Here is a 12,819-nt window from a genome sequence, read left to right as displayed (position 1 = left end):
CATGCCGCAATCGCGTTGCGGCACGTAACGATTCGGATTGGATCGGCACCTGAGTACTGTTGGCGCACGAACACAATGTCGTTGATGATGGGCGCCCCAAAAGGCGCACGAGCCCGCACCTGAGGTACGGGCGCCGTCATTAACGCGAATACAGTTCGACGATCAGGCTTTCGTTGATATCGCCAGCGATATCTGCGCGATCCGGGGCTTGCTTGAAGGTGCCTTCCATCTTCTTGGCGTCCACAGCAACCCAGATCGGGAAGCCAGTCTGCTCAGCCAGCGTCAGCGATTCGGCAATACGCACTTGCTTCTTCGACTTCTCGCGGATAGCAATCACGTCGCCCGACTTGACTTGAGCCGACGGCACGTTCAGAGCTTGACCGTTAACCAGGATCGCCTTGTGCGACACCAGCTGGCGCGCTTCAGCGCGGGTCGAGCCAAAGCCCATGCGGTAGACGACGTTGTCCAGGCGCGATTCCAGCAGTTGCAGCAGGGTTTCACCCGTGTTGCCCTTGCGGCGATCGGCTTCAGCGAAGTAACGGCGGAATTGACGCTCCAGCACGCCATAGATGCGCTTGACCTTCTGCTTTTCACGCAGTTGGTTGCCGTAGTCGGAGGTGCGAGCACCGGACGTGCGGCCGTGCTGACCAGGCTTGCTGTCCAGCTTGCACTTGTCGGCGAGCGAGCGGCGTGCGCTCTTCAGGAAAAGGTCAGTACCTTCGCGGCGAGACAGTTTCGCCTTGGGACCGGTATAGCGTGCCACGTTATGTTCCTTCGTTATCAGTCATCCGTGGCACACGGCCGCGGATGGTCCGCCTGCTCAGCCCTAGCAATAGGGCCGCAGCGAACAGTGGGCTTATGAAAAGACGAAACCCGCCTTCCGGAGAACCCGGAAGACAGGCAAGCGGGCAAGTATAGCACCCGCAGACCGACCTCACCAGCAACTGGCGCGGCCGGTCGAATCACTTAGATACGACGACGCTTCGGCGGACGGCAGCCGTTGTGCGGAACCGGCGTCACATCCTCGATCAACTGGATCTTGATACCCAGATTGTTCAGTGCACGCACAGCCGATTCACGACCCGGGCCCGGGCCCTTGATGCGCACTTCCAGGTTTTTAATGCCTTGGTCCTGCGCAACGCGACCAGCACTCTCAGCTGCCACCTGAGCGGCAAACGGCGTCGACTTACGCGAGCCCTTGAAGCCTTGGCCACCCGACGTCGCCCACGACAGAGCATTGCCCTGGCGGTCGGTGATCGTGATGATCGTGTTGTTGAACGACGCGTGAACGTGCGCGATGCCGTCGGCGACGTTCTTGCGAACCTTCTTGCGCGCGCGCTGGGCGGCGGTATTCGCTGCTTTTGCCATAGTTCTTATCCTTTACCCGACGGATTACTTCTTGAGCGCGACGCCGGCCTTGCGCGGACCCTTACGGGTACGGGCATTCGTGCGAGTACGCTGACCACGCATCGGCAGGCCCTTGCGATGGCGCACGCCACGGTAGCAGCCCAGATCCATCAGGCGCTTGATGTTCATCGTCGTCTCACGGCGCAGATCGCCTTCGACGAGGAACTTCTCAATTTCCTTACGCAGCGCGTCCTGGTCCGGATCCGTCAGGTCCTTGACCTTCTTATCGGTCGGGATGCCAGTAGCCTCGCAAATCTTCTGAGCGCGCGAGCGGCCGATACCGTAGATCGCCGTCAGGCCAATCACGGTATGTTTGTGGTTGGGGATGTTGACCCCTGCGATACGTGCCATTCGTCAATCCTCTTTGCGAAATTAGCCTTGGCGCTGCTTATGACGCGGGTCCGACGAGCAGATCACACGCACCACGCCCTTGCGCTTGATGATTTTGCAGTTGCGGCAAATGCGCTTAACAGAAGCCAGCACTTTCATGATTTTCCTCTTCCTTCAATTCCAGTCCGCTCACTTCGCCCGGAATACGATGCGCGCGCGGGACAGATCATACGGGGTCAATTCGACCGTCACCTTGTCCCCGGGCAAGATGCGGATGTAATGCATACGCATCTTGCCGGAAATATGGCCTAACACTACGTGGCCGTTCTCTAGCTTGACGCGAAACGTTGCGTTGGGGAGGTTTTCCAGCACCTCGCCCTGCATCTGGATCACGTCATCTTTAGCCATGTCCCTTCAGGTTCGTGCGATCACTCCTAGCGGAGTGTCAGGTTTCCCTTGAAATTCGCCTTCTTCATCAAAGACTCGTACTGCTGAGACATCACGTAGGACTGCACTTGCGCCATGAAGTCCATCGTGACAACTACGATGATCAACAGGGACGTCCCACCGAAGTAGAACGGCACGTTCCAGCGCAGCACCAAGAACTCCGGCAACAGACACACTAGCGTGATGTAGATAGCACCTGCCAGGGTCAAACGCACCAGAATCTTGTCGATATACCGCGTGGTTTGCTCGCCCGGACGGATGCCCGGAATGAACGCCCCACTCTTCTTCAGGTTATCCGCCACTTCCCGGCTGTTATAGACCAGCGCGGTGTAGAAGAAACAGAAGAAGATGATCGCCGCCGCATACAGCAGGATGTACACCGGCTGACCCGGCGACAGCGTTGCCGCTAGGTCCTTGACGACCCGTGCAACCGGATTCGTCGAGTTGCCAGCTGTAAACCAGCCCGCGATCGTGGCCGGGAACAGAATGATCGACGATGCAAAAATCGGCGGAATCACCCCAGCCATATTCAACTTCAGCGGCAGATGCGACGACTGTCCGCCATAAATCTTGTTACCAACCTGCCGCTTGGCGTAGTTGACGAGGATTTTGCGCTGGCCGCGTTCAATGAACACGACCACAAACGTCACCGCACCAATAATCGCCACCACCAGGATCGCGGAGAAAATCCCCATCGAGCCCGTACGCACCAGCTCGAACAAGCCGCCGATCGCGTTCGGGAGTCCTGCAGCAATTCCGCCAAAAATAATGATCGAGATACCGTTGCCCAGACCACGCTCGGTGATTTGCTCACCCAGCCACATCAGGAACATCGTGCCCGTCACCAGCGTAATCACTGCAGTGGCCCGGAACATCAGACCAGGATCCAGCACCAGACCCGGCTGCGCTTCGAGCGCCACTGCAATCCCCAGCGCCTGGAATGTTGCCAGGACGACCGTACCGTAGCGCGTGTACTGCGTAATCTTGCGCTGGCCGGCTTGGCCTTCCTTCTTCAACGATTCCAGCTGCGGCAGCACGATCGTCAGCAGTTGCATGATGATCGACGCCGAGATGTACGGCATGATCCCCAGCGCAAACACCGTGAAACGCGACAGCGCGCCGCCGGAGAACAGGTTGAACATCCCGAGGATGCCGCCCGACTGCCGTTGGAAAAGCTGCGCCAGTTGATCCGGATCGATACCCGGCACAGGAATGTGCGCGCCGATCCGGTACACCAGCAATGCCAGAACCAGGAACACCAGCCGACGGCGAAGATCGCCGTACTTGGCCGTGTTCTTGGCCTGGGCCATCACATTAGGTTTCGCCGTGGCCAAACGGATGCTCCGTCAGTGTGAAACAGCAGGCTATTAGGCCAGCGAGCCACCAGCCGCTTCGATTGCAGCTTTCGCTCCAGCCGTCGCGCCGATGCCCTTCAGGGTCACCTTCTTGTCGATTTCGCCCGACAGGATCACCTTGGCGCTCTTGACCATCTCGCCAACGAGGCCGGCTTGCTTGAGGGACAGCAGATCGATTTCTTCGATCGGCAAGCCCGCCAGGTCGCCCAGACGCACTTCAGCGGTGAATTCCTTGGTCAGCGAGGTGAAACCACGCTTGGGCAGACGACGATGCAGGGGCATCTGGCCGCCTTCGAAGCCGACCTTGTGGAAACCACCCGAACGCGACTTCTGACCCTTGTGACCACGACCAGCCGTCTTGCCCAGGCCCGAACCAATACCGCGACCAACGCGGCGCTTGGCGTGCTTGGAGCCGGCTGCCGGCTTCAGGTTATTCAGTTGCATGCTCTTCTCCGTCTTGCCTTAGCCGATGACCTTGACCAGGTAGGACACCTTGTTGATCATGCCGCGCACTGCGGGCGTGTCCTGCAATTCGGACACCGAGTTCATGCGGCGCAGGCCCAGGCCGCGCACCGTGGCGCGGTGGTCTTCGCGCGTACCGATCAGGCTGCGCACGAGTTGGACTTTCACGGTTTTCTGCGACATATCGTTCACCTATCCCTTCGGCTTAGCCGAGGATCTCTTCGACCGACTTGCCACGCTTGGCGGCAACTTCGGCCGGGGTGCTCATCTTGCGCAGGCCATCCAGCGTTGCGCGCACCATGTTGTAAGGATTGGTCGAACCGTGCGACTTGGTCACGATGTTCGTCACGCCCATCACTTCGAAGATGGCGCGCATCGGACCACCGGCGATCACGCCAGTACCGTCCTTCGCGGGCATCATCTGCACCTTTGCGGCGCCATGCTTGCCAACCACTTCGTGCTGCAGCGTACCGTTCTTCAGCGGGACCTTGACCATCTTGCGACGGGCTTCGTCCATTGCCTTCTGCACGGCCACGGGCACTTCCTTAGCCTTACCCTTGCCCATGCCGATACGGCCGTCGCCGTCGCCGACCACAGTCAGAGCAGCGAAACCGAGAATCCGGCCGCCCTTGACCACCTTGGTCACACGGTTGACCGCGATCATCTTCTCGCGAAGACCGTCGTCGCGTTCGTCCCCTTGGACCTTAGGTTGAATTTTTGCCATGACGATATCCTCTATGCCGGCTTAGAACTTCAGGCCAGCTTCGCGTGCCGCGTCGGCCAGAGCCTTCACGCGACCGTGATAACGGAAACCCGAGCGATCGAACGCCACGGCTTCGATGCCGGCAGCCTTCGCCTTCTCAGCGATACGCTTACCCACCAGGGTGGCAGCAGCGGTGTTGCCACCGTTGCCGTTCAGTTCCTTGCGGACTTCGGCTTCCGCAGTCGAGGCCGAAGCCAGGACCTTGGTGCCATCTTCCGAGAAGACCTGCGCATAAATGTGCAAGTTCGTACGGTGCACAGCCAGACGGGCGACGCTCAGTTCCGCAATTTTCAGGCGGGTCTGACGTGCACGGCGCAGACGCGAGTCATTTTTGTTCATGATGTGCACCCTTACTTCTTCTTGGTTTCCTTCAGGATCACACGCTCATCGGCGTAGCGTACACCCTTGCCCTTGTAGGGCTCCGGCGGACGATAACCACGCACTTCAGCGGCGACCTGACCAACTTTTTGCTTGTCCGAACCCTTGATGATGATCTCGGTCTGCGTCGGCGTTTCCGCCTTCACGCCTTCCGGCATCTCATGGATCACGTCGTGCGAGAAACCGAGTTGCAGTTTCAGAGCGGTGCCCTGAACCGATGCACGGTAACCCACACCGACCAGGTTCAGCTTGCGCTCGAAGCCCGTCGTCACACCCTTGACCATGTTGGCCGTCAGGGCGCGCATCGTACCTTGCAACGCATTGGCTTCACGCGACTCATCTGCCGGCGCGAACGTGATCGTGCCGTTGTCGGTGGTGACCTTGACCAGCGAGTGAATCGGCTGCGTCAGGCTGCCCAGCGGGCCCTTAACGGTCAGCAGACCACCAGCGAAATTGACTTCCGCGCCCTTGGGCAGCGCGATGGGAGCCTTACCTACGCGAGACATGGTTCCCCTCCCTTAGGCGACGTAGCAAATGACTTCGCCACCGACACCGGTTGCGCGGGCACGGCGGTCCGTCATCAGACCCTGCGGGGTCGAGATGATGGCGACACCCAGGCCGTTCATCACTTGCGGAATTTCATTACGGCCCTTGTACACACGCAGGCCAGGCTTCGAGACGCGCTCCAGGCGCTCGATGACCGGGCGGCCAGCGTAGTACTTCAGACCAATCGTCAGCGTGGACTTACCACCCTGCTCGGTCACGGCGAATTCGTCGATGTAGCCTTCGTCCTTCAGGACTTTGGCGATTGCCACCTTCAGCTTCGACGACGGCATGACCACCGACGCTTTTTCCACCGCTTGCGCGTTGCGGATACGCGTCAGCATATCGGCGATCGGATCGCTCATGCTCATACTGTTTCTCCTGTAGCCTGTGCGTGATTACCAGCTGGCTTTCGTCAGACCCGGGATCTCGCCCTTGAAGGCGATCTCGCGGAGCTTGTTACGCGCCAGGCCGAACTTACGGAACGTACCGCGGGGACGACCGGTGATCGAGCAGCGGTTGCGCTGACGAGTCGGATTTGCGTTGCGCGGCAGCGCTTGCAATTTCAGACGCGCTTCGTAGCGCTCTTCTTCCGACTTGCTTTGGTCGGCCACGATGGCTTCGAGAGCGGCGCGCTTCTCAGCGTACTTGGCCACGAGCTTGGCACGCTTCTTCTCGCGTTCGATCAGAGACAATTTAGCCACGGTAACCCCTTAATTACGGAACGGGAACTTGAACGCGTTGAGGAGCGCCTTCGCTTCCTCGTCGTTCTTCGCAGTCGTCGTGATGCTGATGTTCAGACCACGGAGTGCGTCGATCTTGTCGTATTCGATCTCGGGGAAAATGATCTGCTCTTTCACACCGATGTTGTAGTTGCCACGACCGTCGAACGCCTTGCCAGACACACCACGGAAGTCGCGCACGCGGGGCAGCGACACAGTGATGAAGCGATCTAGGAATTCGTACATACGTTGGCCACGCAGCGTGACCATCGTGCCGATCGGGTAACCCTGGCGAATCTTGAAGCCAGCGATAGCCTTGCGGGCCTTCGTCACGATGGGCTTCTGGCCAGCGATCTTGATCAGGTCGCCCGTGGCGTGCTCAATGACCTTCTTGTCATTGATGGCTTCGCCAAGACCCATGTTCAGGGTGATCTTGGTGATGCGCGGCACTTCCATCACGGACTTGTAGCCAAACTGTTTGATCAGCTCGGGCACAACCTTTTCTTTGTAAAACTCTTGCAGACGTGCAGTCATGCTCAACTCCTCTCTATTGCCCAGAATCAAGCGCCGACGGCAGCACCGGTGGTTTTCAGCACGCGCGTCTTCACGCCGCCTTCAACCTTGATGCCGACGCGCGACGGCTTGCCATTGGCATCCACGAGCGCAACGTTCGAAATATGGATGGGCATAACCTTGTCGACCACACCACCCGTTGTACCCAGCATCGGGTTCGGGCGCACGTGCTTCTTGGCAACGTTCACGCCTTCAACCGTCACATGCTCGGCGAGCACGGCCAGCACAGTACCTTGCTTGCCCTTGTCTTTACCGGTACGGACGATGACGCGATCGCCCTTGCGAATCTTGTTCATGCGGCCTCCGATTACAGCACTTCCGGCGCGAGCGACACGATCTTCATGAAGCGCTCGGTACGGAGTTCGCGAGTGACCGGCCCGAAAATGCGGGTGCCGATCGGCTCAAGCTTGGTGTTCAGCAGCACGGCGGCATTGCCGTCGAACTTGATGAGCGAGCCGTCAGGACGGCGCACGCCCTTGGCGGTACGCACCACCACGGCGTTGTAGATATCGCCCTTCTTCACGCGACCACGCGGGGCAGCATCCTTGACGCTGACCTTGATGATGTCGCCGACGCTGGCGTAGCGGCGCTTCGAACCGCCCAGCACCTTGATGCACATGACTTCACGCGCACCCGTGTTATCGGCCACTTCGAGCCGGCTTTCTGTCTGAATCATGGTGTTCTCGTCCCAACTTAATTCGCCAAACGCACAATGCGCAGAGGCGATCAGTCTTGGTCCCGCCGGCTGCTGGCATTGCGCCAACTGCGATTGGGTTGATCAACTTGAAGTCGGTAGCTGCCCGACGGCGATTGCCGCCTGGCCCATTCGCTTTTCCCCTCACCCGAGCCACCAGCAGATTTGCCGGTCACCCTCTCAAAGGGAAAGACCGAGACTATATCACATAATCTCGGCCTTGCAACAGCAAACTACTCCGCTGTTGTTTTAGATCACGCGTGCAGCTTCAAGCAGGCGCGACACCACCCACGACTTGGTGCGGGAGAGCGGACGCGATTCCGTGATCTCAACCTTGTCGCCTTCGTTGTACTGGTTGGCTTCGTCGTGCGCATGGTACTTCTTCGAGCGCACCACGTACTTGCCGTACAGCGGATGCTTGACGCGGTTTTCGATCAGGACCGTGACGGTCTTGTCCATCTTGTTGCTGACAACGCGACCGACGAGCGTGCGCTTCAGGGACGTTGCGGCTTCAGTCATTTCTGGTTCCCCTTCTGGCCCAGCACGGTGCGGACACGCGCAATGTCACGACGCACCTTCTTCAGCTGGCTGGTGTTCTGCAGCTGTTGCGTCGCTTTTTGCATGCGCAGGCCAAATTGGGCCTTCAGCAGCTCGGAGAGCTCCTGGTTCAGCCCGGCGACATCTTTGTCGCGCAGTTCGGATGCTTTCATGGTGTGTGCTCCTTACGTTCCGACCTGACGCACCACGAAGCTGGTCGCGATCGGCAACTTGGCAGCGGCCAGGCGAAATGCCTCGCGTGCCAGTTCTTCGCCAACGCCGTCCATTTCGTACAGCATCTTGCCCGGCTGAATTTCAGCCACGTAGTATTCCGGGTTGCCCTTACCGTTACCCATACGGACTTCGGCAGGCTTCTTCGAGATCGGCTTGTCCGGGAAAATCCGGATCCAAATGCGGCCGCCACGCTTGATGTGACGGGTCATCGCACGACGCGCCGACTCAATCTGACGCGCGGTCAGACGGCCACGGCCCATCGCCTTCAGACCGAATTCGCCGAACGAGACTGCGTTGCCGCGCGTCGCGATACCGGTGTTACGGCCCTTCTGCTCCTTGCGGTACTTCCTGCGCTTAGGTTGCAGCATGTTTATTCTCCAGTCTTGGCGTCGGCGCCACGACGGGCACCTGCACCAGCACCGCGGCGCTGACCGGCCGGGCGACCTTCGCCCTCACGGCGACGACCTTCCGGGCGACCCGGACGCTTGCGACGCTCTTCTTGCGGCTCTTCCACGACGGGTGCGTCGTTGCGACCAAGGTGGTCACCCTTGTACACCCACACCTTGACACCGATGATGCCGTAGGTGGTTTCCGCTTCGGAGAAGCCGTAGTCGATATCGGCGCGCAGCGTGTGCAGGGGCACACGGCCTTCGCGGTACCACTCGGTACGGGCGATTTCGATGCCGTTCAGACGGCCCGAGCTCATGATCTTGATGCCCTGGGCACCCAGACGCATCGCGTTCTGCATCGCGCGCTTCATTGCGCGACGGAACATGATGCGGCGCTCGAGCTGTTGCGTGATCGAATCTGCGATCAGCTGTGCATCGATTTCCGGCTTGCGGATTTCTTCGATGTTCACGTGCACGGGCACGCCCATGCGACGCTGCAGTTCAGCCTTCAGCAGCTCGATGTCCTCGCCCTTCTTGCCGATCACCACGCCCGGACGCGAGCTGTAAATGGTGATACGAGCATTCTTGGCCGGACGCTCGATGACCACGCGGCCCACCGACGCGTTCTTCAGCTTCTTCTTCAGAAACTCGCGAACCTCGATGTCTTCCTTGAGCATGCCGGCAAACTGGGTGTTGCTCGCGTACCAACGCGATGCCCAGTTACGGCTGACAGCCAGACGGAAGCCAGTCGGATGAATCTTCTGTCCCATCGTGACCCCTTAGTTGCCCAGCGTCACAGTGATGTGACAGGTTTGTTTCTCGATGCGGTTGCCACGGCCCTTCGCACGCGCCGTGAAGCGCTTGAGCGACGTGGCCTTGTCGATGTAGATCGACTTGACCTTCAGCTCGTCGATATCGGCGCCTTCATTGTGCTCGGCGTTCGCGATGGCGGACTCAACCACCTTCTTCACGATGCCAGCCGCCTTCTTCGGGCTGAACGTCAGCACGTTGAGCGCGCGCTCGATCGACAGGCCGCGAATCTGGTCAGCAACCAGGCGCGTCTTCTGTGCGGAGATACGGGCGCCGCGATGAATCGCTTTAACTTCCATGATTGCCCCTTATCGCTTCGCTTTCTTGTCGGCAGCGTGGCCCTTGAACGTACGCGTGAGCGCAAATTCGCCGAGCTTGTGGCCAACCATGTTTTCCGTGACATACACGGGCACGTGCTGACGACCGTTGTGAACGGCGATCGTCAAGCCGATGAAGTCCGGCAGAATGGTCGAACGACGCGACCAAGTCTTGATGGGCTTCTTGTCCTTCGTTTGCACCGCCGCCTCAACCTTCTTCAGCAGGTGGGCGTCAATGAAAGGACCCTTTTTTACGGAACGAGTCATATCTAAGCTCCTACCTACCGATTAACGCTTGTGACGGCGCTGAACGATCATGCTGTCAGTGCGCTTGTTACGACGGGTGCGGTAGCCCTTGGTCGGCGTGCCCCACGGGGACACCGGATCACGGCCAGCAGCAGTCTTACCTTCACCACCACCATGCGGGTGATCGACCGGGTTCATCACCACACCGCGAACGGTCGGGCGAATACCGCGCCAACGGGTTGCACCGGCCTTGCCAATCTGGCGCAGGCTGTGCTCTTCGTTGCCGACTTCACCGATGGTCGCGCGGCACTCGATGTGCACGCGGCGCACTTCACCCGAGCGCAGACGCACTTGAGCGTAGATGCCTTCGCGAGCCAGCAGTACAGCGGACGTGCCGGCCGAACGGGCAACTTGAGCACCCTTGCCCGGCAGGATTTCCACGCAGTGGATCGTCGTACCGACCGGAATGTTGCGGATCGGCAGGTTGTTACCGGCCTTGATCGGCGCTTCCGAGCCGTTAGCGATGGCTTGGCCAACCACAGCGCCCTTCGGGGCGATGATGTAGCGGCGCTCGCCGTCAGCGAACAACACGAGCGCGATGTTGGCGCTACGGTTCGGGTCGTATTCCAGGCGTTCGATCTTGGCCGGAATACCGTCCTTATCGTTACGCTTGAAATCGACGACGCGGTAGTGATGCTTGTGACCACCGCCCTTGTGACGGGTGGTGATGTGGCCGTTGTTGTTACGGCCCGACTTCTGGATTTGCTTTTCCAGCAGCGGAGCGTGCGGCGCGCCCTTGTGAAGGTCGGGGTTAACGACCTTCACCATCGAGCGGCGGCCCGGCGATGTCGGCTTGGTTTTGACGAGTGCCATGATTACTTGGCCTCCGCTTCAAAATTGATTTCCTGGCCCGGCTTCAGCGAAACATAGGCCTTCTTCACGTGGTCACGACGACCCATGAAGCGACCGAAGCGCTTTTGCTTGCCCTTCTGGTTCAGGATCTGGACAGACTCGACTTCGACCTTGAACAGCAGTTCGACAGCTGCCTTCACTTCGCCCTTGTTGGCGTCGCGAGCCACTTCGAACACGACCTGTTCGTTCTTCTCGGCCACCAGGGTTGCCTTTTCAGACACCACAGGCGCCAGCAGCACCTGCATCAGGCGATGGTCGTTCTTGGCAACTTGCGTCATTTCAGCAACTCCTCGATCTGCGCGACGGCTGCCTTGGTCACGAGCACCTTCTTGTAGTGCACGAGCGACAGCGGGTCGGCGTGACGCGGCTCAACCACGAGCACATGCGCCAGGTTGCGCGATGCCAGGAAGAGGTTTTCGTCCAGGTTATCGGTAATCACGAGCACCGAATCCAGGCCCATGGCGCGGAACTTGTCGGCCAGCAGCTTGGTTTTGGGCGCGTCGACAGACAGGCTGTCAACGACGTTGATGCGACCTTCACGGGCAAGCTGCGAATAAATCGAGCGCATGCCGGCGCGGTACATCTTCTTGTTGACCTTCTGCGAGAAGTTTTCTTCCGGGCTGTTCGGGAAGATACGACCACCCCCGCGCCACAGCGGGGAGGAGCTCATACCTGCACGGGCGCGGCCCGTACCCTTTTGACGCCACGGCTTCTTGGTCGTGTGCTTGACCTCTTCACGATCCTTCTGCTTACGGTCACCGCTGCGAGCGTTGGCCTGATAAGCGACGACGACTTGGTGAACGAGGGCTTCGTTGTAGTCGCGGCCGAACACTTCCGGCGAGGCAGCAACGCCAGCGCCGAGTTGACCGTTGTCCTGGAGCAGCTTCAGTTCCATGCGTTTGCTCCTTATGCCTTCTTGGCGCGGGCCTTCACGGCCGGCGTGACGATGACTTGACCGCCCTTGGCGCCCGGAATCGCACCCTTGACCAGCAGCAGCTTGCGCTCTGCGTCGATCTTGGCGATTTCCAGATTCTGAACGGTACGGGTGACGTCACCCATGTGACCAGTCATGCGCTTACCCGGGAACACGCGACCCGGATCCTGCGCCATACCGATCGAGCCAGGCACGTTGTGCGAGCGCGAGTTACCGTGCGAGGCGCGGCCCGACGAGAAGTGGTAACGCTTGATGGTACCGGCGTAGCCCTTACCAATCGTCACACCCTGGACGTCGATCTTCTGACCGACTTCGAAGAGGTCGACGCTGATGTTCGCGCCAGGCTGGAATTCAGCGGCACGAGCGGCATCCACTCGGAATTCTTTGATGACTTCGCCCGCTTCCACGCCGGCTTTGGCGAGATGACCCGCCAGCGGCTTGGTGACGCGGCTGGCGCGTCGGGTGCCGAAGGTGACTTGAACCGCGGTGTAACCGTCGGTCTCGTCCGTCTTGATTTGCGTCACGCGGTTGTCGCCGACCTCGAGCACGGTGACGGGAATCGAATCGCCGTCGTCCGTGAAAATACGGGTCATGCCAACCTTGCGACCTACAAGGCCAAGGCTCATGGTTTGCTCCATTCCCAGCTGCGATTGGCCGGGGCTGATTGATACTACGAATCTTGAACTGGACTGCGCCTAAAGAGACAGCGCGAGGCCAAAACGGCCAGCCCACTCCCCTGACTAAAGGGGTAGCCCTACAATATATC

General features: G+C 59.6%; 26 protein-coding genes. All 26 read right to left on the bottom strand.

From position 1 onward, the window contains the following. Positions 1-139: 139 nt before the first annotated feature. The 26 genes from rpsD to rplC all read right to left on the bottom strand — a co-directional run bounded on the left by rpsD (position 140) and on the right by rplC (position 12,679). Entirely contained in the window at positions 140-763 is a 624-nt protein-coding gene (rpsD, locus tag M1D44_RS00280) for a 30S ribosomal protein S4 (RefSeq protein WP_024977879.1), read from the bottom strand. A 203-nt stretch (positions 764-966) separates the two neighbouring features. Further along, a complete protein-coding gene (rpsK, locus tag M1D44_RS00275) occupies positions 967-1,368 on the bottom strand; it encodes a 30S ribosomal protein S11 (RefSeq protein ID WP_003264143.1) in 402 nt (133 codons plus the stop codon). A 24-nt stretch (positions 1,369-1,392) separates the two neighbouring features. Beyond that, the gene (gene rpsM / locus M1D44_RS00270; RefSeq protein WP_004634501.1) at positions 1,393-1,758 is read right to left on the bottom strand and encodes a 30S ribosomal protein S13; all 366 of its coding nucleotides are present in this window, start codon (positions 1,756-1,758) and stop codon (positions 1,393-1,395) included. Between the two features lie 21 nt (positions 1,759-1,779). Further along, positions 1,780-1,896: a 50S ribosomal protein L36 gene (rpmJ, locus tag M1D44_RS00265; RefSeq protein WP_003264141.1), complete on the bottom strand. Its 117-nt coding sequence runs from the start codon at positions 1,894-1,896 to the stop codon at positions 1,780-1,782. Between the two features lie 30 nt (positions 1,897-1,926). After that, positions 1,927-2,145: a translation initiation factor IF-1 gene (infA, locus tag M1D44_RS00260; RefSeq protein ID WP_003264140.1), complete on the bottom strand. Its 219-nt coding sequence runs from the start codon at positions 2,143-2,145 to the stop codon at positions 1,927-1,929. A gap of 26 nt (positions 2,146-2,171) precedes the next feature. Next, positions 2,172-3,494 carry a preprotein translocase subunit SecY gene (gene secY / locus M1D44_RS00255; protein ID WP_009277656.1) on the bottom strand — a complete coding sequence of 441 codons (1,323 nt, stop codon included), beginning with the start codon at positions 3,492-3,494 and terminating at the stop codon, positions 2,172-2,174. A 57-nt stretch (positions 3,495-3,551) separates the two neighbouring features. Continuing rightward, a complete protein-coding gene (gene rplO, locus M1D44_RS00250; protein ID WP_024977880.1) occupies positions 3,552-3,983 on the bottom strand; it encodes a 50S ribosomal protein L15 in 432 nt (143 codons plus the stop codon). 18 nt (positions 3,984-4,001) lie between these two features. Continuing rightward, on the bottom strand, positions 4,002-4,184 hold the full coding sequence (gene rpmD, locus M1D44_RS00245) for a 50S ribosomal protein L30 (protein WP_003264137.1): 183 nt from the start codon (positions 4,182-4,184) through the stop codon (positions 4,002-4,004). Between the two features lie 22 nt (positions 4,185-4,206). Then, complete coding sequence (gene rpsE / locus M1D44_RS00240; protein ID WP_004634493.1) at positions 4,207-4,725, bottom strand: 30S ribosomal protein S5; 519 nt, start codon at positions 4,723-4,725, stop codon at positions 4,207-4,209. A 21-nt stretch (positions 4,726-4,746) separates the two neighbouring features. Next, positions 4,747-5,103, bottom strand: a complete 357-nt coding sequence (rplR, locus tag M1D44_RS00235) for a 50S ribosomal protein L18 (RefSeq protein ID WP_004634492.1) — start codon at positions 5,101-5,103, stop codon at positions 4,747-4,749. Between the two features lie 11 nt (positions 5,104-5,114). Beyond that, positions 5,115-5,648 carry a 50S ribosomal protein L6 gene (rplF, locus tag M1D44_RS00230; RefSeq protein WP_024977881.1) on the bottom strand — a complete coding sequence of 178 codons (534 nt, stop codon included), beginning with the start codon at positions 5,646-5,648 and terminating at the stop codon, positions 5,115-5,117. Between the two features lie 12 nt (positions 5,649-5,660). Next, complete coding sequence (rpsH, locus tag M1D44_RS00225) at positions 5,661-6,056, bottom strand: 30S ribosomal protein S8 (RefSeq protein WP_004634489.1); 396 nt, start codon at positions 6,054-6,056, stop codon at positions 5,661-5,663. A gap of 27 nt (positions 6,057-6,083) precedes the next feature. Beyond that, positions 6,084-6,389 (bottom strand): 30S ribosomal protein S14, encoded by a 306-nt coding sequence (rpsN, locus tag M1D44_RS00220; RefSeq protein WP_004634486.1) that lies wholly within the window; start codon positions 6,387-6,389, stop codon positions 6,084-6,086. 9 nt (positions 6,390-6,398) lie between these two features. After that, positions 6,399-6,941, bottom strand: a complete 543-nt coding sequence (rplE, locus tag M1D44_RS00215) for a 50S ribosomal protein L5 (protein ID WP_009241894.1) — start codon at positions 6,939-6,941, stop codon at positions 6,399-6,401. A 26-nt stretch (positions 6,942-6,967) separates the two neighbouring features. Continuing rightward, complete coding sequence (gene rplX, locus M1D44_RS00210) at positions 6,968-7,276, bottom strand: 50S ribosomal protein L24 (protein WP_009241893.1); 309 nt, start codon at positions 7,274-7,276, stop codon at positions 6,968-6,970. An 11-nt stretch (positions 7,277-7,287) separates the two neighbouring features. Continuing rightward, a complete protein-coding gene (gene rplN, locus M1D44_RS00205; RefSeq protein WP_003264129.1) occupies positions 7,288-7,656 on the bottom strand; it encodes a 50S ribosomal protein L14 in 369 nt (122 codons plus the stop codon). Between the two features lie 267 nt (positions 7,657-7,923). Next, positions 7,924-8,193: a 30S ribosomal protein S17 gene (gene rpsQ, locus M1D44_RS00200; RefSeq protein WP_004634482.1), complete on the bottom strand. Its 270-nt coding sequence runs from the start codon at positions 8,191-8,193 to the stop codon at positions 7,924-7,926. Continuing rightward, complete coding sequence (gene rpmC, locus M1D44_RS00195; protein ID WP_004634481.1) at positions 8,190-8,384, bottom strand: 50S ribosomal protein L29; 195 nt, start codon at positions 8,382-8,384, stop codon at positions 8,190-8,192. Before rpmC ends, rpsQ begins: the two co-directional genes overlap by 4 nt. A gap of 12 nt (positions 8,385-8,396) precedes the next feature. Further along, entirely contained in the window at positions 8,397-8,813 is a 417-nt protein-coding gene (gene rplP, locus M1D44_RS00190; protein WP_003264123.1) for a 50S ribosomal protein L16, read from the bottom strand. A gap of 2 nt (positions 8,814-8,815) precedes the next feature. Beyond that, a complete protein-coding gene (gene rpsC, locus M1D44_RS00185) occupies positions 8,816-9,604 on the bottom strand; it encodes a 30S ribosomal protein S3 (protein ID WP_316854348.1) in 789 nt (262 codons plus the stop codon). A gap of 9 nt (positions 9,605-9,613) precedes the next feature. Then, the gene (gene rplV / locus M1D44_RS00180; protein ID WP_004634479.1) at positions 9,614-9,943 is read right to left on the bottom strand and encodes a 50S ribosomal protein L22; all 330 of its coding nucleotides are present in this window, start codon (positions 9,941-9,943) and stop codon (positions 9,614-9,616) included. 9 nt (positions 9,944-9,952) lie between these two features. Next, on the bottom strand, positions 9,953-10,228 hold the full coding sequence (gene rpsS, locus M1D44_RS00175; RefSeq protein WP_004634478.1) for a 30S ribosomal protein S19: 276 nt from the start codon (positions 10,226-10,228) through the stop codon (positions 9,953-9,955). Positions 10,229-10,249: 21 nt separating this feature from the next. Beyond that, a complete protein-coding gene (gene rplB / locus M1D44_RS00170) occupies positions 10,250-11,080 on the bottom strand; it encodes a 50S ribosomal protein L2 (RefSeq protein ID WP_004634477.1) in 831 nt (276 codons plus the stop codon). A 2-nt stretch (positions 11,081-11,082) separates the two neighbouring features. Beyond that, entirely contained in the window at positions 11,083-11,397 is a 315-nt protein-coding gene (gene rplW, locus M1D44_RS00165; RefSeq protein WP_004634476.1) for a 50S ribosomal protein L23, read from the bottom strand. Then, a complete protein-coding gene (rplD, locus tag M1D44_RS00160; protein ID WP_024977882.1) occupies positions 11,394-12,014 on the bottom strand; it encodes a 50S ribosomal protein L4 in 621 nt (206 codons plus the stop codon). The genes rplW and rplD overlap by 4 nt, the downstream gene beginning before the upstream one ends. A gap of 11 nt (positions 12,015-12,025) precedes the next feature. Beyond that, positions 12,026-12,679: a 50S ribosomal protein L3 gene (gene rplC, locus M1D44_RS00155; RefSeq protein ID WP_024977883.1), complete on the bottom strand. Its 654-nt coding sequence runs from the start codon at positions 12,677-12,679 to the stop codon at positions 12,026-12,028. Positions 12,680-12,819: the final 140 nt, after the last annotated feature.

It is taken from the genome of Ralstonia sp. SA306 (assembly GCF_054792405.1).
This window is presented reverse-complemented; position numbering and strand designations above follow the sequence as displayed.